Origin of the sequence: Methylocaldum sp. 14B, from assembly GCF_002005105.1 — a bacterium.
Taxonomy (GTDB): Bacteria; Pseudomonadota; Gammaproteobacteria; order Methylococcales; family Methylococcaceae; genus Methylocaldum.
Genome location: NZ_MSCV01000041.1, coordinates 1 through 19,632, shown reverse-complemented (window position 1 = coordinate 19,632; position 19,632 = coordinate 1). Strand labels below are relative to the sequence as shown.

Annotated in this window: 15 protein-coding genes; 10 read left to right on the top strand and 5 right to left on the bottom strand. The window is 56.0% G+C overall.

All coding sequences use genetic code 11. The features are described 5' to 3' along the window. Positions 1–106: 106 nt before the first annotated feature. The 3 genes from B2A78_RS22630 to mepA are packed head-to-tail and all read left to right on the top strand — an operon-like array spanning position 107 to position 3,285. Entirely contained in the window at positions 107–1,357 is a 1,251-nt protein-coding gene (locus B2A78_RS22630; protein WP_077732320.1) for a hypothetical protein, read from the top strand. Further along, positions 1,350–2,432, top strand: a complete 1,083-nt coding sequence (locus B2A78_RS22625; RefSeq protein ID WP_077732319.1) for a hypothetical protein — start codon at positions 1,350–1,352, stop codon at positions 2,430–2,432. Before B2A78_RS22630 ends, B2A78_RS22625 begins: the two co-directional genes overlap by 8 nt. Before the next feature lie 34 nt (positions 2,433–2,466). Then, complete coding sequence (mepA, locus tag B2A78_RS22620; protein WP_077732318.1) at positions 2,467–3,285, top strand: penicillin-insensitive murein endopeptidase; 819 nt, start codon at positions 2,467–2,469, stop codon at positions 3,283–3,285. Between the two features lie 244 nt (positions 3,286–3,529). On the opposite strand, the gene B2A78_RS22615 is transcribed toward mepA, so the two are convergent. Both B2A78_RS22615 and B2A78_RS22610 read right to left on the bottom strand, forming a co-directional pair. Further along, the gene (locus B2A78_RS22615; protein ID WP_077732317.1) at positions 3,530–4,294 is read right to left on the bottom strand and encodes an ABC transporter permease; all 765 of its coding nucleotides are present in this window, start codon (positions 4,292–4,294) and stop codon (positions 3,530–3,532) included. Between the two features lie 27 nt (positions 4,295–4,321). Then, a complete protein-coding gene (locus B2A78_RS22610) occupies positions 4,322–5,260 on the bottom strand; it encodes an ABC transporter ATP-binding protein (RefSeq protein WP_077732316.1) in 939 nt (312 codons plus the stop codon). A 152-nt stretch (positions 5,261–5,412) separates the two neighbouring features. Here B2A78_RS22610 and ppx point away from each other — a divergent pair, with 152 nt between their 5' ends. Beyond that, positions 5,413–6,918 (top strand): exopolyphosphatase, encoded by a 1,506-nt coding sequence (gene ppx, locus B2A78_RS22605; protein WP_077732355.1) that lies wholly within the window; start codon positions 5,413–5,415, stop codon positions 6,916–6,918. 732 nt (positions 6,919–7,650) lie between these two features. Here the strand turns inward: ppx and ppk1 are convergent. Both ppk1 and msrB read right to left on the bottom strand, forming a co-directional pair. Further along, positions 7,651–9,990, bottom strand: a complete 2,340-nt coding sequence (gene ppk1 / locus B2A78_RS22600; RefSeq protein ID WP_168175526.1) for a polyphosphate kinase 1 — start codon at positions 9,988–9,990, stop codon at positions 7,651–7,653. Between the two features lie 208 nt (positions 9,991–10,198). Continuing rightward, complete coding sequence (msrB, locus tag B2A78_RS22595; RefSeq protein ID WP_276205417.1) at positions 10,199–10,663, bottom strand: peptide-methionine (R)-S-oxide reductase MsrB; 465 nt, start codon at positions 10,661–10,663, stop codon at positions 10,199–10,201. Positions 10,664–10,899: 236 nt separating this feature from the next. Here msrB and B2A78_RS22585 point away from each other — a divergent pair, with 236 nt between their 5' ends. The 5 genes from B2A78_RS22585 (at position 10,900) to B2A78_RS22565 (ending at position 16,893) form a co-directional block, all read left to right on the top strand. Further along, the gene (locus tag B2A78_RS22585; RefSeq protein WP_139841136.1) at positions 10,900–11,346 is read left to right on the top strand and encodes a hypothetical protein; all 447 of its coding nucleotides are present in this window, start codon (positions 10,900–10,902) and stop codon (positions 11,344–11,346) included. A 236-nt stretch (positions 11,347–11,582) separates the two neighbouring features. Next, positions 11,583–11,843 (top strand): hypothetical protein, encoded by a 261-nt coding sequence (locus tag B2A78_RS22580; RefSeq protein WP_077732311.1) that lies wholly within the window; start codon positions 11,583–11,585, stop codon positions 11,841–11,843. A gap of 240 nt (positions 11,844–12,083) precedes the next feature. Further along, a complete protein-coding gene (locus B2A78_RS22575) occupies positions 12,084–12,488 on the top strand; it encodes a cytochrome c (RefSeq protein WP_077732310.1) in 405 nt (134 codons plus the stop codon). A 425-nt stretch (positions 12,489–12,913) separates the two neighbouring features. Then, on the top strand, positions 12,914–13,840 hold the full coding sequence (locus B2A78_RS22570; protein ID WP_077732309.1) for an OmpA family protein: 927 nt from the start codon (positions 12,914–12,916) through the stop codon (positions 13,838–13,840). Positions 13,841–14,217: 377 nt separating this feature from the next. Further along, the gene (locus B2A78_RS22565; RefSeq protein WP_077732308.1) at positions 14,218–16,893 is read left to right on the top strand and encodes a UPF0182 family protein; all 2,676 of its coding nucleotides are present in this window, start codon (positions 14,218–14,220) and stop codon (positions 16,891–16,893) included. A gap of 394 nt (positions 16,894–17,287) precedes the next feature. On the opposite strand, the gene B2A78_RS22560 is transcribed toward B2A78_RS22565, so the two are convergent. Continuing rightward, positions 17,288–18,346, bottom strand: a complete 1,059-nt coding sequence (locus B2A78_RS22560; protein ID WP_143735286.1) for a hypothetical protein — start codon at positions 18,344–18,346, stop codon at positions 17,288–17,290. Between the two features lie 6 nt (positions 18,347–18,352). Between B2A78_RS22560 and thiO the strand changes: the two genes are divergently transcribed. Continuing rightward, the gene (thiO, locus tag B2A78_RS22555) at positions 18,353–19,447 is read left to right on the top strand and encodes a glycine oxidase ThiO (protein WP_077732306.1); all 1,095 of its coding nucleotides are present in this window, start codon (positions 18,353–18,355) and stop codon (positions 19,445–19,447) included. Positions 19,448–19,632 lie beyond the last annotated feature (185 nt).

The window sequence follows — 19,632 nt, the reverse complement described above, 5'->3', positions numbered from 1 at the left end:
CCCCAACCACTCTTACCGTTTCGACACCGATGCCGGGAAAATTGCTCAACCATCAACCCTCGATAAAATCCGAACGGCAGAACATCTGCGCCAAAGGCTACGCCCCATGATCAAAACAACCTGGCACATAGGCCAATTGTTAAATGCCGTTCAGAGTACCTTCATCGGCGTACTGCGCGTTTTGTCGATCCCGATCGTCCTACTGCTCAGCGTTGCAGAGGGATACAACACCTGCTACGGCCTCAGCTATTTCATTCCTCAGTGGATCGCGCTGATCATGACGATCGCCGTGCAATCCATGATCGTGATTTGTACTTTGGAACTGGCCGGCATGCGCTGGCGCGCCAATCGCTTGCGCTATCTCAGCGTGGTGCTGTCGCTGTTAGTGGCTCTGACCATATCGATATCGTTCGCCTATTTCAGGTTTTACGAATTTTCCCAGCGCGATGCCATCCTGCTCGAACGACAGACCAGCGTAGTCCATGACGCGAACCGCTATATCGAAAGCGTGGTCGGTCTCAAGAGCCAGCTCACGGCGGCTCAACAGAAGCGCGTCGAGCAGGCGTCGGAGGATGCCACCCGGGCTTACCTGGGCACTCATCCGGGCATGCAGGGACAGATAGGCAAGGGCAAAGTCTGGGGTTTTTACAACGAGATTCTGCAAAGCGAACAAGCCAGGCTGAAACAACTGAACACGTATTCCGAGAGCATGGAAAACCGTTTGTCCGAGGTGAGAGGCTCCCTACAGGAATTTTCGCTTCAGGTAAACAATTCCGAGGCTTACGAAAGGCTGGTCCGGAACTTCCAGAGTCTGCAAGGAGAAGCGGAAATCCTGGCCGCGACCTATGGTACGCCACCCATCGAGGCACCCCGGTTCGGCTCCTATGCCGAGTTTTCCCTCGGCATCACGCCGTCCTTTGCCATGTGGAAGAACATCTCTTGGTTTACCCTGGCCTGCGCCGCCATGGTGGACTTCTTCATCCTGTTCCTCTCCTACCGGCTGGAATCCACCGCGCCCGGCCCGCTTACCGAAGAGGAAAAGGAACTGGCCTATCTGGGACTACGCCAGTTCGGCGAATTCACCATCAACAAGAATGACGAATTGGAATTCGTGATCGAGAAAACCGAGCTGGAACGTGCCCGCCGTTATTCCGACTGGACGCGGATGTTTTCCGTGGCGTTTCTATTGAATCGGGGTTATCTTCGTAAGATAAACGATAAATCGGTGGAGTTCGCCCCGAACCTCTACCCGATCATCGCCGAGCGCATCAGGCCCCGGCAGACAACCGAAACTCCCGGGGAACCGGCCAACGAGAGCGAGCTCAAAGACACCCTGACGAGGAAAGGTTATGTTTGAGGACAACCCACTCGACTCCAACTCGCATTGGGAAGCGGGTTTCGAAGGCGACCGCCGCATCGTCGTCTCCGTTCTCGGCCCTTACCGCCGCGTGTTTCCTCGTCCAAACCGCTTTATCCGGCGTTTTTACCACCGTGTATACGAGCTGAAAATCGAAGATTGGCAGATCCCTCTGGAACCTCTGAGGCTGGGAACCCTTTGCACCATCGAAGCCGAGTTGTCGATCCGCTTCCAGCCAACCATTAAATACGCACACGAGCATCTCGACCACATTGCGAACCTCGGCGCCTATATCCGAGCCAATTATCTAACGCTGTTGCAGGATGCGGCGGAACACGAGTTGCGACAATTGGAACAGACGGAATTCGAGGATAACCACGTTCTAATGGAGCGCCGCATCGAAAACATCGCCAACGAACTGCTGGCCATGCGCGAAATTCAATGCCGCACACGCTGCACGATCCGAACTGTTTTCGCCGAGCTGGATAATATCGAGGAGTATGCCGAAACCGTCGACGCCAAGCACAACGGCATCTATCTCGAGTTGGTCCGGCGCCGCCGTCAGCTCAACGAAAGGCTGGCGAGGGAGCACTACGAACGCGAGACGAACGAACGCAAACTTAAGCTCGAGCACGAAGAACGAATGCTCGAATTGATTCGGCGCGAGGCCGAACTGCGCAAGGCGCAACGGGATCATGAGACCGAGCACGTCCGCGCCGAATTGACGACGGAAGAAACCCGCGCGGCCGAGCAGTATGACAGCGAAGTGCGTCTCCGCGAGGCGCGCATTCACCACGAGACACGTTTGAAGCAGTTGGAACTGGAGGCCGACCTGGCCGAAAAAACCCGCCGGGCAGGAGCCTTGGATGATGTCGAAAATCAGCTCAAGCGGGAAATCGAGTTGCTCGCTTTGGAACGCCAGCGCCTACTCCTGGAAGAGGAAATACACGACGTCAAGATCGCCAAAGCCAAAGGCTGGGTCATCAACGCCAAGCGTCGGTTCCCTTTGGGTGAAAACTCCAAAACGCTGAATTCGCAGGATTCCGGCGTCGCACAAAACCCCGGCAGCGACTAAGTCTCGCTGTCGCGCATTCCCAACACTGGCCGCCATGCGTTCGATCCGACGAGCACTGATTCTTTTTTTTGCCGTTCCCGGCGCTATTCTCGCTAATCCCTGGGCGGAGGTTCCCGGCCCGATCAAAGGCCCTCCGCGCGCAATCGGCGAAACCAACAACGGCTGCGTCAGCGGGGCGGCCGCTCTGCCCACGGAAGGCGATGGCTATCTCGTCATGCACTTGGAGCGGAAGCGCTACTTCGGCCATCCTTCGTTGATCCGGACGATTCAGACCTTGGGCAAGCGCGCCCACGAAACTATCGGGGTGATTCAGGTCGGCGATCTCTCTCAAGCGCGGGGGGGACCCATGCCTTTCGGCCACCGCAGCCATCAGACCGGCCTCGACGCCGACGTCTGGTTCAACCTCGATCCCGGCCTCTATTCGAATGCGGACGGATGGCGCGCCAACATTCCCGCCCCGAGCCTGTTGAATCGCGCCGGGAACGGGTTGGATCGCCGGCTTTGGAGTACGCAGCACGCGCGGCTGTTGAAACTGACGGCGACTATTCCCGAGATCGATCGGGTCTTCGTAAATGCGCACATCAAGCGCGAACTTTGCCGAACGGTTCGGGGAGACCGCAGCTGGTTACGAAAAATCCGCCCCTGGTACGGCCACCACGACCATTTCCACCTTCGCCTCACCTGCCCCGCCGAGAGCCCCGAATGCGTCCGGCAGCCCCCCTTACCGGCCGGTGACGGCTGCGATTCAAGCCTTTCCTGGTGGTTTCAAAAACACCCGCCGGGCCCGGCCAAGCCGGAGCCGCCGAAGCCCCCGATGCCTGAAGCCTGCCAAGTGCTCCTGAACGGCGATTAAGACGCCGGCACTCGATCATTTTCCAAAAGAACCGGCGGTGAGTGGAACGCCGAATATCGTTCCCTATCGGGGAGGAGCCACGGTGTTGAAATCCCGAGGGTCCTCCATGGACGCAACGAGCGCGGAATAATTTATAGGTGTTTAGAGCCTATTCCAGTCGTCACAAAACCCTCCGACAGGCTTAGGGCGAACGGCCTACTGGGCCTACTGAGATAGGCTCTTAGAGCTCTTTCCATTGCTGAGCTTAGGTCTTAAGCCCGGTGCCGCGCCGGAGCAAGACGAGGCTCCAGGCTACGAGGATCGAAATCGAGCCGCCGATGATCAGGAAAGCAGTCCGGATATCCACGTCGGAGATCCCTACGAATCCGTAACGAAAGGCGTTGACCATATAGAGAATCGGATTCGCCAGGGACACCTTCCGCCACAATTCGGGCAACAGCTCGATGGAATAGAAGACGCCGCCCAAGTAAACCAGCGGCGTGAGAACGAAATTCGGGACGATAGAGATGTCGTCGAAGCTGTTGGCGTAAACCGCATTGATGAACCCCGCCAGCGAAAACAGCGCCGCGGTCATGAAGAACACGCTCGCGATGAGACCGGGATGAGCCGGCCGTACATCGGTGAAAAACATCCCGACGATGGCCACCACGCCGCCCACCGCCAACCCGCGGGCTATCCCCCCGCCGACGTAGCCTGCCAGAATGATCCAGTTGGGTATCGGCGAGATCAACAACTCCTCGATATTCCGCTGGAACTTGGTGGAGTAAAACGACGCCACGACGTTGCCGTAGGCATTGGTGATGACCGACATCAGTATGACGCCCGGCACGATATAGTCCATGTAGGACATCCCGGCCATCGGCCCTACCCGCCCGCCGATCAAGGTCCCGAAAATCAGGAAATAAAGCGAGGTGGTGATCGCCGACGGCAGGATGGTCTGCGGCCAGATGCGGACGAAACGGTGAATTTCCTTGAAAAGAATCGTTTTAAATGCAATGAGGTGATGCATGTGATTGATGTATGTCGGACAACTCGGTCAGGCGGTTTTTCGCGCCGGGTCTATACGCTGGTTTTCCACCAAATCAATGAATAGCTGCTCCAAGCGATTCGCCGCATTGCGCAGACTGACCACTTCCATGCCCTGCGCGGCCAACTGATCGAGCAAGCCGTGCAACCCCAGATCCATGGGCACGTCCACGGCCAAGGTATGGTCTTCGAGCGGCTCCAGCTGGTAGCCTTCGACCGTGGGAGCGAACGGCGCGGGGTTTCTCAGCTCGAGGATATAACGATTGGTGTGAAGCTTTCTCAATAGATCCGCCATCGCATTGTGCTCGACAATGTGTCCGTGATTGATGATGGCGATGTGGCGGCACAGATTTTCCGCTTCTTCCAGGTAGTGGGTCGTCAGGATGATCGTGGTGCCTTCCTGGTTGATTTTCCGCAGGAACTCCCACATCGAGCGGCGAATCTCGATATCCACGCCAGCCGTGGGCTCGTCGAGAATGAGAAGTTTCGGCGAATGGACCAGGGCCCGGGCGATCATCAGGCGCCGTTTCATGCCCCCCGAAAGATGGCGCGACACACTGTTCCGTTTGTCCCATAGGCTGAGCTGAGTCAAGCATTCTTCCGCGCGCTGCAACGCCTCTTTCCGGCGAATGCCGTAGTACCCGGCTTGGTTGACGACGATATCCAAAACCTTTTCAAACTGATTGAAATTGACTTCCTGCGGCACAAGGCCGATGCAGCGCTTGGCGGCCTCCCGCTCTTTATCCAGATCATGACCGAAGACTTCGACCGTTCCGCTGGTCTTTCTGACCAAGGAACTGACGATGCCGATCGTAGTCGACTTCCCGGCGCCGTTGGGCCCCAAAAGCGCGAAGAAATCTCCGGCTTTCACATCGAGATCGATGCCTTTCAGGGCTTCAAAGCCGTTCTTATAAGTTTTCCGCAGATTACGAATGGAAAGGGCGTTCATTTCTGGCTGTTTTTGCCGGCAATATTTGTAAAAATACGGCTGCGACGCGAGAATCCCCGACTTTGAAATCACGCGCCGGGCCTCTCGATAACCGCAAGATTGTAACAAATACCACCCCTCTTAAATTCTCCTCTTACGCTTCCTACGGTTCCATGAGTCAATCGCAAAAACACCCTCCCGAGCACGTCGCAGCCGTGGACCTCGGTTCCAACAGTTTTCACATGGTCGTCGCGAAGCTCCGGGCCGGAGAGCTGATCGTCGTCGATCGGCTTCGGGAGATGGTCAGGCTCGGCGCGGGGCTCAACGCCCAGCGTCATCTGACCCAAGACGCGCAGCAGCGCGCGCTGGCATGTCTCGATCGTTTCGGCCAGAGGCTTCGGGATCTGCCGCCGGGATGCGTTCGAGCGGTGGGCACCAATACCTTGCGTACGGCGCGCAATGCCGGCCAGTTTCTGATCCAAGCCGAAAAAGTGCTGGGATATCCGATCGACATCATATCCGGTATCGAGGAAGCGCGGCTGATCTACGAAGGCGTCGCACAAAGCCTGGCGACGGACGGCAAGCGGCGGCTGGTGATGGACATCGGCGGTGGCAGCACCGAATACATCATCGGCGTGGACAAGGTCCCGCTTCGCAAGGAAAGCCTGCGGATGGGCTGCGTATCCATGAGCCTCGCTCACTTCTCCGACGGCAAGATCACCAGCAAGCGCTTCAAAAATGCGGTCATCGCGGCTCAACATGAACTGGAGCCGTTTGAATATACCTTTCACAAGGACCATTGGGACGAAGCCGTAGGCGCCTCCGGAACTTCGCGGGCGATCCGAAAAATATTGGTCGGCCGCGGGTGGAGCAAGGACGGCATTACTCGGGACGGGCTAGACCGGCTGGTCGATACGCTCTTGAGTCTCGGACGGGTCGACAAATCAGGATTCCCGGACCTCAACCCGGACCGTTATCCGATCTTCGCCGGTGGCCTCGCCATCTTGCATGCGACTTTCAAAACGCTGGGCATCCAGCAGATGCAAGTTTCCGATGGCGCCTTGAGGGAAGGCTTGCTGTACGATCTCCTCGGCCGGATTTACAACGACGATATTCGGAGTCGAACGGTGGCGGCGCTCGCGACCCGCTATCACGTGGACCTGCAGCAGGTCGGCCGTGTTCAGGAGACGCTGAAATCGTTTCTGGACCAGATTCCATCGATCGGCGGCATTGATCGGGAAGCGGCCGAACAATGGTTGAATTGGGCGGCGAGCTTGCACGAAATCGGCCTCGATATCGCTCATAGCCAATATCACAAGCATGGCGCCTACATCATCGAAAACGCCGACTTACCCGGCTTTTCCCGCCAGGATCAGGTGCTGCTGGCCACCCTGGTGCGTGTCCACCGGCGGAAATTCCACCTCAAGTATTTCAAGGAATTGACTCCACCGTGGAATGAGGCCGCACGGCCTCTGGCGGTGCTGCTGCGGCTCGCCATCGTTCTGAACCGCAGCCGGCACGGCAATCCGCCTCCCGATATCGCATTCGGCTTCAGCGATTCCAGAGTCGATCTACGATTCCCGAGCCAATGGCTGGAGAATCACCCCCTAACCGCCGCCGACCTGGAGCAGGAAGCCGGCAATCTGGGCGCTGCCGGGATCGAACTGACTTATCTCTGAGAGGGTGTGCGAGACGCGTCACGAGTGCCCCGAGGACAAGCCTGTCCTGAGCTTATTCCATTCGGCATTCGAGTGAACATTATTAATCAGGCCCGTAAGTACCCTCCTGGTATTTCGGGCCGCCGCCCAGGCCGGTACACGCCCGGCCTGGGCTCACGCGGCTTGTCGCCGCGCCGGGGCATCCCTGCCCCGGATTAACCCGGCCTATATTTATAGGCCGGGTTAATAGAGCGTTTTCCATCCCGGTGTACGGATTCGTTCCGGGAGGGGAGAGCGTAGGTCGGCAATCCCTTCCCAATCGCAAACGGTCGCTTTAGTCGCGACCCTTCCAATCGCAAACGGACCTTTAGTCGGTCCCTTCCAATCGCAAACGGCATCTCTGTGAGCGCCAGAGCTGCCCTTCCAATCGCAAACGGTCGCTTTAGTCGCGACCCTTCCGACAAAGCCCTTTGCCGAGCCGATACGTCGGCACGGGATTGCCGACCTACATATCCAAATCCCTTACACCGATTCGGAAAACGCTCTAATTGTAGGGTGGGTTAGGCGCGCACCGCCACGAACCGTTCCGTGACCACAGGGCTCTCTACGCGCCGTAACCCACCGGTTCCGCGGCCTTGCCCGGTGGGTTACGGCGCGCGGAAACGCCGAAGGAACTTTGCCGGTTCCGTGTAATGCGCGCCTAACCCACCCTACAAAATTTAATATTGAAAGCGATTTGGAATCAGTCCTCTTTCAACTCACTTTCTTCAATTGCTCCAGCAAAACGGACTGCGCTTGAATACCGCGCGGATTATCGGGCTGCGGGCGCTGATAGCTTCCGTCGGAAGCCAGCAACCAAGCTTGGCTGTCGTCCCGGAGATAAAGGTCTAAATCGGCCCGAATGCGGTCGGCCAGTTTTTTGTTCTCGATGGGAAAACAGATCTCGACGCGACGGAACATGTTGCGAGGCAGAAAATCGGCGCTCGTGAGATACACTTCCGGATGCCCGCCGTTCTCGAACCAGTAGACCCGGCTGTGCTCCAGAAATCGCCCGATAATCGAGCGGACTTCGATGTTTTCCGAGACGCCCGGAATTCCAGGGCGAAGACAGCAGATTCCGCGGACGATCAACTTGATCTCCACCCCGGCCATGGAAGCGCGGTAAAGCGCCTGGATCAACTGCGGCTCCGCCACCGAATTCACCTTGATGATGATGCGAGCGGGACGGCCGGCCAACGCATGCTCGATTTCGCGGTCGATTTTCTTGAGCAGGGTCTGATGCAAAGTGAACGGCGATTGCAACAGCTTGTTGAGCCTCCCGACTTTGCCCAGACTGGTGAGCTGGACGAACACCCGGCGGATGTCCTCCCCAAGCTCCTGGTCGGCGGTCAATAGCCCGTAGTCGGTATAGAGCCGGGTCGTGCGCGGGTGATAATTGCCCGTAGAGAGATGGGTGTAATAGCGCAGGTGCCGCCCCTCACGCCTGAGGATGAGCAACATCTTCGCGTGCGTCTTGTATCCGACGATGCCGTAGACCACCTGCACGCCCGCCTCCTGCAAGCGCGTTGCCAGCGAAATATTGGCCTTCTCGTCGAAACGCGCCCTAAGTTCCACCACTACGGTGACTTCCTTGCCGGCGCGGGCGGCTTTGAGAAGAACGTCCACAATCGGCGAATTCGGACCGGTACGGTACAAGGTCTGCTTGATGGCGACCACATGCGGATCGTCGGCGGCCTGCCGGATCAGTTCGATGACGGGCGTGAAAGATTCGTAAGGATGGTGCAGCAGGATGTCCTGCTTCTTGATCGCCTCGAAGATATCCCGTCCTCCGGCGAGCTGGCCCGGGAATCCGGCCGTGAACAAGGGATATTTGAGATCAGGCCGATCGATCAAATCGTAGACTTCACGGGTGCGACTGAGGTTGACCGGGCCGTCCACCCGGTAAAGCCGATCCTCGGTGAGTCCGAACTGGCTCAGCAAAAACTCGACAATCTCATCCGGACAATTGTCGGCCACTTCCAACCGCACTTCGTCTCCGTAATTGCGGGTGCTCAGTTCGCCTTCCAAGGCGCGGAGCAAATCGTCGACTTCTTCCTCGTCCAGGTACATTTCGCTGTTGCGCGTCACCCGAAACTGATAGCAGCCGCGCACCTTCATGCCGTAGAACAGATCGTCGACGAAGGCATGAATGATGGACGAAAGAAACACGAAATCGTACGGGCCGCTCTCGGTTTCGCCTTGCGGCAGCTGAATGATACGAGGCAAGGCTCTCGGCGCTTGCACTATGGCGAGCGTGATATCGCGCCCGAAAGCGTCCTTGCCGGATAACGGCACGATGAAGTTCAGGCTCTTGTTCAGGATGCGCGGAAACGGATGCGCCGGGTCCAGGCCGATAGGACTCAGGATCGGAAGCAGTTCCTCCTCGAAATACTTCTTGAGCCAAGCGTGCTGGGAGGGATTCCATTCGCTCCTGCGGACGAATCGGATGCCCTGTTCCGCCAACAAAGGCAACATCACCTGATTCAATACCCGATACTGCTCGGCCACCAGCTCGTGGGCGCGCGCGCTGATCGCGGCCAATGTTTCCTGGGGCGCGAGACTATCGGGCTCGGTTTGGGTCGCCCCCAAATCGGCGAGCTGAATCAAACCGGCGGTGCGCACCTCGAAGAATTCATCCAGATTCGAGCAGGAAATGGAAAGAAAATTCAGGCGCTCCAAAAGCGGCGTGTGTTCGACCTTGGCTTGCTCGAGCACACGCCGGTTGAACTCCAAAAAGCTCAGCTCACGATTGATATAAAGCTGGCCATCGGATAAATCGATGGAACCGACAGCGCTCTCGCCCTCGCTCCCGGCCTCGGCCGAACCTTCCGCGCGTTTGTCCAGCAGTCTTCGGGCGCCGCTCGCCTTTTCCATGTCGCCCACCAGATACTTGGCCGCCCGAATCATGCGCATGGCCTTGGCTTTATTGAATCCCGCCATTTTGACCAATTGCTCGGCATCGGCGTTCGCCAATTCTTCGACCGAAAATATTCCGTGCTCGGCCAAGATGGTTCGAGTGGACTTAGTAATGCCTTTTACTTGGTTGATGATCAAACGTGTATCCCCTAATTGTTCTGATTCGGCAATCATAGCGCACCGCGGTCCGCTCAAAGTTGGGAAAACGCGGCGAATTGAAAACACATATGGCATGTACCGGTCGACTGCCGTTACGACCGGTTCTTGGAACGAGAACGAAAATACGCGGCGATTTAGCGGCTAAATCGGTCTCGACAAGCCAGACCCGTCAGCTTTTTTTGTTTGGTCACTTCGTCTTTTCGAAAAGAGCCCGGTACTCCCCGTAGCCTTCTTTTTCCAAATCTTCCTTGGGGATGAACCGCAAAGCCGCCGAATTCATGCAGAAGCGCTTTCCGGTGGGCGGCGGACCGTCATCGAACACATGACCGAGGTGCGAATCGGCGTGCTTGCTGCGCACTTCGTTGCGAACCATGAACCAGGATCGGTCCTGCCGGTAAGCGATGTTGCTCGGCTCCAACGGCTTGGTGAAGCTCGGCCACCCGGTGCCAGAATCGAACTTGTCGAGAGAACTGAAGAGGGGTTCGCCCGACACCACATCGACATAGATGCCTTCTCGGTGATTGTCCCAATACTCGTTCTTGAACGCTCTCTCGGTGCCATCTTCCTGAGTCACTTTGAACTGTTCGCTCGTCAGCTTCTTGCGGAGTTCCTCCTTGCTCTCGTTTTTGAACTGTGACGAATCCCACGACATGGCCAGGCCTCCATAAGACAACAAGGTAAGCAATAATAACAAGGCTTTCATGATGTTCCTGCGTCCGCTTTCAAAAATACCGGCGCGCTTCTCTTTCTGGTTTTTCTTATGTGTCAGCCGATTTCGACCTCTATGACAAACAAAATCGGTCGAAAAATCCTTTGACGTAAAACACCGAGGCATCCGATCCGTCTAACTTTATCTCGCCAACCGAATGGAATTTCCGGGAGGGCAAGATGCGACCGGAGTCAAGGAAAATCCCAGCAAGAACGGCCGATGCGCTATTGATGCTGATGGCCGTCTTATTCTCCAGATCGATTTTGGCGACGGGCGACGAGCTCGCCATGGTCGTAGGCTCTCATTCTTTATTGAGACCTCCAGCCATGATAGCCGTCAAGAAAGGCGCGATCCTGCACGGGCTGGACGCCAGAATGTATTCGGCCATTCATAAAGCCCGCCGGGTTTGGACGCGGCACGGAAAAACCCTGGTCGTGACGTCGGGCTTGGACGGCCGGCACAAAAAGGGGAGCCTGCATTATGCGGGCTTGGCTGTCGATCTCCGTTCCAGATATTTCGTTCCCTCTACCCGCAAGAAGGTCACTCGCGAATTGCGGAGGAGTCTGGGCGACGGCTTTCAAGTGATCGGCGAAAAACATCATATCCACGTGGAATACGATCCGTGAAACGAGATGTGGCAAGCTTATAAGTTCCTTTCGATATTCACTGCGTTTCTCGTCATCGCCCTTGATTTCACATGACGGGCCGAGTTTTCGAGTCCGCAGTTTGCGATAATTCCCATTTTCAAGCGCGCCGCGGTCCTGCAAGGGTTCGTCATTCGTGAAACGCGCTCATTTGCCGCGGTCTTTGAAATTCCAAGGCAAGATTAATTCAAACCCAGTCCAACCGGGGGGATTCGGCCATGGCCGACGAGACTTCCAATCTAATCGATCTTCAAGCACTCCGAACGAAGCGACTCGCGGAACGGAGGAAAGACAAATCACGCCTTCAGGAAAGATTCGGGCGGGAGTTTCTCCTGGATCTTTTTTGGTACGAACACGAACGAGAACCCGCCTCCGCTGCCGAGTTAGAGCAATTCCTCGAGGCAAGGGGCCTGCCCACCATGACGGACTCGGCGCTTTTTCGCGGATGGCTGATGCGCCGCCTCCGAGAAGATGCCTAAGTCGGCGTGGTCCGCGTCGAGCGGGGCTCAACGACTCCAACCAAAAGCTCCCTCATATAAATAGCTCGCCGCGACCTCTCAGCCCGTTTTATTCGTCGCCTATTGTGTGCAATTATCCGGTTTGTGAACCAAGACGGCCGCGATGCCATTGCGCCTTCGGTTCTCGTCTTCCAGCCAGGCACGGACGGTGTCTTGTCGAGTGCCCGGCTATTCAAACACGAACTTAGGAGGAGTTTGATTATGAGATCTTGTTCCGCAACAGCCGTTAAATCGGCATGGGGCATTATCGCCTGTTGTCTGCTTATCGCTGGCGCGCATACGGCACGCGCCGAGGGACCATACAAAGTCGAAGGCAACAAGGTCGATAAAGCGACCTTCGAAGGCTGGAAAATCTACAAACGGCAATGCTGCGAAACCTGCCATGGCCCCACCGGCGAGGGCGGCCCCGCTTTTCCCAATCTGCTCAACAGCATGAAGAATCTCTCGAAGGAACAATTCCAGCAAGTCGTTTTGGAAGGCCGGAAGAATATGCCTGCCTACAAAGGCAATAAGGCGGTCGTCGATAACATGGACGGCCTTTACGCCTATCTAAAAGGCCGCTCGGATGGTGCCATCCCGGCTGGCGAGCTGGTCGAAATGCAGTGACTTGTCTTAGAAAGCACCGTTTGACGGGAGCGCCATTCCAGTCGATGTCGCGACGGTGAATTCCTCCCCCTGACCGGGGGAGGCATCTCCGCAGCCCCGTCGAAAGGGCCGGGATGGCGGTGTTTCCAACGAACGCTGTCAGTCCCGGAACACCTTGTCTCTCTTCGATCGGCCGGTTCCGAACCTTCCCCTTCACACGCTCTTACCTCGGTACGATTCAGTCGAGATGAATTCAGATCTCTAACCTAGAAACGGCAGTTGGACGCGTCCGAGTGCCGTTTCTAGATTTAAACTCCTCCGCCTCTCCGGCAACTGAAGAAACCCGCATCAAACAAAACCTACGTTACACTGTATCCGTTTGGGTGATACGGCGAACACGCCGCTCACTCGTTACAAAGCAAGCACGTCCATTCGAGGAGACAATAATGTTTAAGAACACTATTACCGCCAGCGTAGTCGCCATGTTATTGACGGGCTGCGCGAGTGGTCCTTACGGGGGTTCACCGCAATTCGGCAAGACCGGCACGGGGGCATTGATAGGGGCGGCCAGCGGCGCAGGGCTAGGCGCAATCATCGCCAAGGACAAGGGGAAAGGCGCGCTCATTGGCGCCGGCGTAGGCGGATTGCTGGGCGCCGGAGTGGGTGCTTACATGGATCGCCAGGAGACGCAACTGCGCGATCAGTTGGCAGGTACCGGCATCGAAGTGCAGCGGAGCGGCAATGATCTGGTTCTGAACATGCCGAACAATGTCACTTTTGCCTACAACTCCGACCAAATCTCACCGCAAGCGGCAAGTGCGTTGACGCAAGTCGCGTCGACTTTGAATCAATTTCCGGAAACATTGCTCACCGTGGTCGGACATACCGATTCGGACGGCAACGACGCGTACAATATGGACCTGTCTCGCCGGAGAGCCGGCGCCGTCTCCGAGTTCTTGATGGCACAGGCCGTTGCCGGCGGTCGCCTGCACACGGTCGGAATGGGCGAAAGTCAGCCTATCGCCAGCAATAGCACGGAAGAAGGTAAAGCACGCAACCGTCGGGTGGAGCTGTTGATTCGCCCCAATCAAGCTGCCGCACAGCAACCCGTAGCGCCGCAGAACCCAGGTTACTACCCCGCACCAACCGGAACTTATCCGCAAAACGGCTATCCTCAGCCGAACGCTTATCCGCAGCAGCCCGGCAGCTATCCTCAACCGAGCACTTATCCTTATCCCCAACAACCGGGCGGCTACCCTCAACCGCGAACTTACCCCCAACAGCCGACAGGATACCCTCAGCAAGGCAATTATCCGCAATATCCTAACAGCGATCCGCAGCAGACCTATCCGACTCGCACTTATCCGTATTGATTCATCGGATTCGGTCTTTTTTCTTTTGAGGAAGCCGTAGAAGCCTGTCTATGAAGCTTTTGCGACACGGACAGGGAATATTTCTCGTTTTCCAGATTACTCAACGGTTTATTACCCGTTGGGAAGTGGCGAACGTCGCATTTTTCGGCACGATTCGTTCCGGGGCGGACCGAGATTCCCGCCCCTTTCGAACGGCCTTGTCACTAATTAAGCATCTACTTGTCTCACTAGAGTCTAGGTATTATCTTACGGCGTAGTCTGGCCGCTACAAATGCAACTCTAGTCCGGCTTCCCGATGCCGCTTTTTGAAACTGCGGCTCCGCCCCGCTATCCCAACCAGTCCGACAGCAAGAATCAGAATTACTCGAGAGGACCCTATGCAAAATTGGAAACGACTGCTGATGTTGATTGCCGCCGCCATCATTGGCTTGGCTGTCGTGCTTTTGGCATCCGGCATCGCTTTGACGAATTTCATAGTGGATTATTGGTGGCACGACGAGCTCGACTATGGCGGATATTTTTGGCTTAAACTTCTTTATCGCTACATTTTGTCGGGTAGCGTCACTCTGTTTTTCTTCTTCATCTTCTTCCTGAATTTCTGGGCTGCGTCCCGTTATCTCGGCATAGACGAAACCGCCTTTGCCAGATTGGGCCATACCGAAGGAACCCGCTACCGGCGATTGTTGAAACTCTTTCAAACCGGCTCTTTGCGGGTTTACACGCCATTGTCCTTAATTTTGGCCATTCTCATCGCGATTCCGTTCTACAAACAATGGAATGCCGCATTGCTGTTCTTGTTTGCTCCCAGCGCCGGAGTCACCGATCCGGTATTCGGGAACGATGTCAGCTTTTACATGTTCTCCTACCCGATCTTTACGCTGATTCAAAGGGAATTGCTCATCGCATCGGTCATCGCGACGCTGGCGATCGCACTCCTTTATTGGCTGGAGCATCGGTTACTTCCGGGCGAAAAAAAGGAGTGGCCTATCGGCGCGAGAATTCACCTCAGCGGCCTGGTCATCATCACCGCGCTGATCGTGGCATGGGGTTTCATTCTCTACCGCTTCGGACTGCTATATACGGACGTCCACGAGCCCCAATTCTTCGGTCCGGGGTTCATCGAACTTCGCTATCACTTGCCTTTGATTTGGCTCGCTATTTTGACCCTGCTTGGGGCGGTGGCCGCCAGTTTGATCTATGTACACCGAGGCAACGGATTGACTGCACTGGTCAGTTTGGTCCTCATTTTCTCAGTCGCTTTGGGTGCCCGTAAGATCGACTTCATCCCCGGCTTGATCGATCGGTTTGTGGTAAAACCGAATCCCGTCAAGGTCGAGCAAGAGTTCATGCGGAACAATATCAATGCGACCCTTGCCGCTTATGAGCTGAACGACATCAAGATCATCGATGTCATGCCGGGTCTCCCTAACCGAGATATTCTCGATCAGGCCTTCCGCGAACACCTGTACAACATTCCGGTCTGGGATCCCGAATACCTTGACGACGTGTATCAGCAGATGCAGGGTATTCGGCCCTACTATCGCTTTCCAGGCGTGGACATTGCACGCTATGTAATCAACGGCCGGCTCGAGCAGGTGAATCTTTCCTCGCGCGAAGTCAACATCACCAAGCTGCCGTCCGAGGCTCAGAATTGGGAAAACACCCACCTCCGTTATACCCATGGCTACGGTGCGGTCATTACGCCCGCCGCTCAGGATGGCGAAACGCCGATGAAGTGGTTTCTCCGCGACTTGACCCTTCAGTCAGGAGTCGGCTTCGCGATCGAAAAGCCCGACATCTATTTCGGCGAAGAGAACTTAACCTACGCGATCGTACCGAATCGGCTCAGCGTGGTAGGCATTTCCAGCTTCGACGAGGAATCCAGCTACAACTATACCGGCAGCGGCGGGGTGCCGATTTCCTCGTTTTTCAGGAGACTGCTTTTCTCAATTTATTTCAGAGACGAGAAACTGTTTTTTTCGGTCAACATCCGCGGTGACAGCCGGGCGCTGTTCCGGCGCAACATCATCGATCGGATCAAGAGCCTCACGCCCTATTTGTCCTTGGACAACGACCCCTACGCCGTCGTCACGCCAAAGCGTATCTACTGGATCGTAGACGCCTACACGACTTCCGGCCTGTACCCGGTCTCAAAAACCTCGGTCACCCGTTTCAATCGGGACAGCGAGGATAAGCAATTCAATTACATCCGCAACTCGGTCAAAATCGTCATCGACGCTTTCGACGGTAACGTCGACTACTACGTCGCGAACCCAAACGATCCCATCATCCAGGGCTACAGAAAAGCTTATCCGGGTGTCTTCAAGGATATGAGCGCCATGCCGCCGATGCTCCGAGAGCAACTTCGCTATCCCAAGGATATGTTCACCACTCAGATGAGCATCTACGCCCGCTATCATCAAACCGACCCGGCTTTGTTCTTCCAGCAGGCGGAGACCTGGGATTTTCCTCTGGTCAACGATTCCATCCTGAAGCCCTTTTACTTCACAACTTACCTGTTGGAGGGACTTCGTGAGCCAGAAAACTTCGTTCTGATCAACCCGATGACCCCCATAGGACGGAGCAACCTCAGCGTGCTGGCAGTCGCGGGCACGCCGGCCGCCAGGGGGGGACGTACCGACTTTTTCAAGGAGATCGTCCTCTACAGATTCAGCCGCGAGGTCCAGGTCGAAGGCCCGTCTCAAGTCAGCGCTCTGATCGACCAGGACCCGGAGATCGCGAGACAGTTTGCCCTTTGGGACCAAAAGGGCTCGCATGTATTGCGCGGCCGCATCATCGTCCTGCCGGTGGGTCGATCGGTCTTGTATGTACAGCCCGTTTACATCGTCTCGACCGGCACCACGAGAATCCCGGAACTGCAACGGATCATTTTATCGATGGGAAACGTCGTCATTATGGATGCGTCTTTGGAGAGGGGAATGGAAAGACTCCAGGAGCGGCTAAGGGAAATAGGGCCCCAAGTACCGCCTAGCCCTCCGACGGCGCCCGTGGAGCCGCCACCGCCGCAATTGCCTGAAATCAGGCCGATGTAAGGCAAGACGAGTTTCGAGAAATCCACGGAACTCGATCGCGGCAGTGAAAAGAATCACTGCCGCGATCGACCCTCTAATTCCATTCGGCATTCGAGTGAACATTAATTGTAGGGTGGGTTAGCGAAGCGTAACCCACCGATTCGAGGCCGCTTGGTGGGTTACGGCCTCGTGGCCTAACCCACCCTACAAAAATTAATTCCTTATTGAAAGCAATTTGGAATAAGGCGCGTAGGAAAAAGAGGCGGACAGACCGTTGTCCTAGGTCCTAGAAACGGCGGTTGGAACGTACCCGAGTGCGCGGCGTCACCCAAACGGTTCAGCGGATAGCCGCCGGGCTGTCCAAACTCGCACAGCTTTTCCGGTATTTCCTAACCACACAGTTGCCGTTTTTGGACTATCGGACTTTTGGCAACAGTTCGGTCGGCGAAGGCAACTCCTGTTTGTCGGTCGCTTTGATATCGATCGGCGTCGTATTCGTGGGATCGGAATCAGACTGTAGTTCGGGCAAAGGAGGCAGCCCATTCTCCAACTCGCCTGGATCTGTCGGCAAGGTTTCCGCTCCTGATTCGCCTGCTTCCGGAGATACCGGGGCTTCGTCATCTTCCAAGGTTTCCAAAGTATCCAGCTTATCTTCAAAAGTGGAGCCGGTATCGAGCGAAATCAGGCATCTTTCAGGCAAAGCCAACTTGTGTTCCGCTCCGGTAAATTCGATTTTCAAAACCCCTTTCAACGAGCGAGGTCCGGCAGCCAAGTATTGCTTCTTGACCGAATATTCCAGCAATGCCGAATCCAACTGATCGCCTACGGTAAAATCCAAAGGTGTTGCTATAGCGTCATCCGAACCGCCTTGCGAGAAGAAGGTTTCGAGCTTCAACTTATCGCCAGTCGGAACGCCGACGCCGCTGCCGGTGGCAAAAAAGCCCTGTAACTTGGCGCGCGCCATGATCTTTCCATTGATGCCAGGCGGAAATTCATGCTCGAATTTGATGACCACCTCCTGTTTCACCGGCGGTTTGGCAACAAAGGTGGCATTCGCAATGCTGACCGAGTTGTTCCGCGAGCCGTTGTAGCAAATTCTCGGAGTTTGGCCCGGATTATCGGCCTCGATTCGCACACCTCGATAATCACCGGTAATATCGACGCAGGTTTCGCCGGGCGCTTGCGGTGCAAGCCGGGTACCCTGAATATCTACTACCAGTCCGGAAGAAACGCCGGGCAAGAAAGACAGTAAAATAGACGCGGCGGATAAACTTTTTTTCCAAGGCATTGATGTTCCTCTAGTCGATTTCATATCCCACGGCCATGCTCGGCATTGTGTCCGTCGTGGCGCAGGGATGTCGGTGAGTCGAAATATAGCAAGCTTCGCATAAATGTCTCCACCGAAATACACCCAGAAAAGCGCATCGCAATGCGCACAACACGTTTTACGAATAACTCTCGACCAGCTTGGCAAATTGGTATGACGGATATCATCATCATCGGCGGTGGCGTTATCGGACTGATGACGGCGCGCGAACTCATAAGATCTGGCGCTCGCGTTCTCATCCTGGAAAGGCAGATGATTGGTCGGGAGTCTTCGTGGGCGGGCGGCGGAATTCTCAGTCCGCTCTATCCCTGGCGAGCCGTGGAGCCGATCCTCCAACTCTGGCTTCCAAGTCATGCTGAATATCCCAAGCTTGCCGAAACTCTACATCGGCGCACCGGGATCGATCCGGAATGGCGAAAGAGCGGATTATTGATTGCCGACTGCGAGAACGTGCATCTCGCGGAAACTTGGTGTGAAAGCTACGGGATTGCCTACGAACGGCCGGATCTCGCGCGCTTCCGTGAACTGGAGCCTGCCGTGCAATTTATGCCGAGTTCCCCCATATTCCTGCCCGACATCGCTCAGGTCAGAAATCCGAGATTGCTCCGAGCATTGCAGTCGGAGCTATTGACAGACGGCGTGCAAATTTCGGAACACCGGACGGTCACCGAGATTGCCGTGGACCGCAGCAAGATCACGCATATTAACGCCGGGGACGAAACTTACTCCGCCGACCAATACGTCATTACTGCCGGAGCTTGGTCGGGAACGATGAATGATCGCTTTTTTTCCGTGCCGCGCCTCGACGTGGAACCAGTGAAAGGACAGATGATCGTCTTTTCGGCTGAGCCGGAGTTGCTCAGACATATGGTCCTGAGCCGAGATCACTACTTGATTCCTCGAAAAGACGGAAAGATCTTAGCGGGCAGTACCTTGGAGCACTCCGGCTTCGACAAGAGCACCACGGAGTCCGCACGGGACGAGCTTGCCGAGTTTGCCTATACCGTGCTCCCGGCACTCCGCGCTTGCTCGATTGAAAAACACTGGGCAGGACTGCGCCCCGGCTCGCCTAGGGGTATCCCGTATATAGGCAGGCATCCTGAGATTCAGAATTTACATTTCAATTGCGGCCATTTCCGCAACGGATTCGCCATGGCACCGGCTTCTGCCCGCCTCCTGGCCGACCTCCTCTTCGCCCGTACTTCTGAGCTTTCTCCGGAGCCTTATTCTCTGACTGCCGAGCATTGAGCAAATAGCCGGCGCTTTTTATTGACTCGGTCTAAGAATATAGGCCGGGTTTATCCGGGGCAGGGCTTCTTAGCGCGGCGACAAGCCGCGCGAGCTAGGCCTATAGCATTTTCTGATTCGGTGTAAGGGAGCCCCATATGTAGGTCGGCAAGCCCTTGCCGACGTACTGGCTCGGCAAAGGGCTT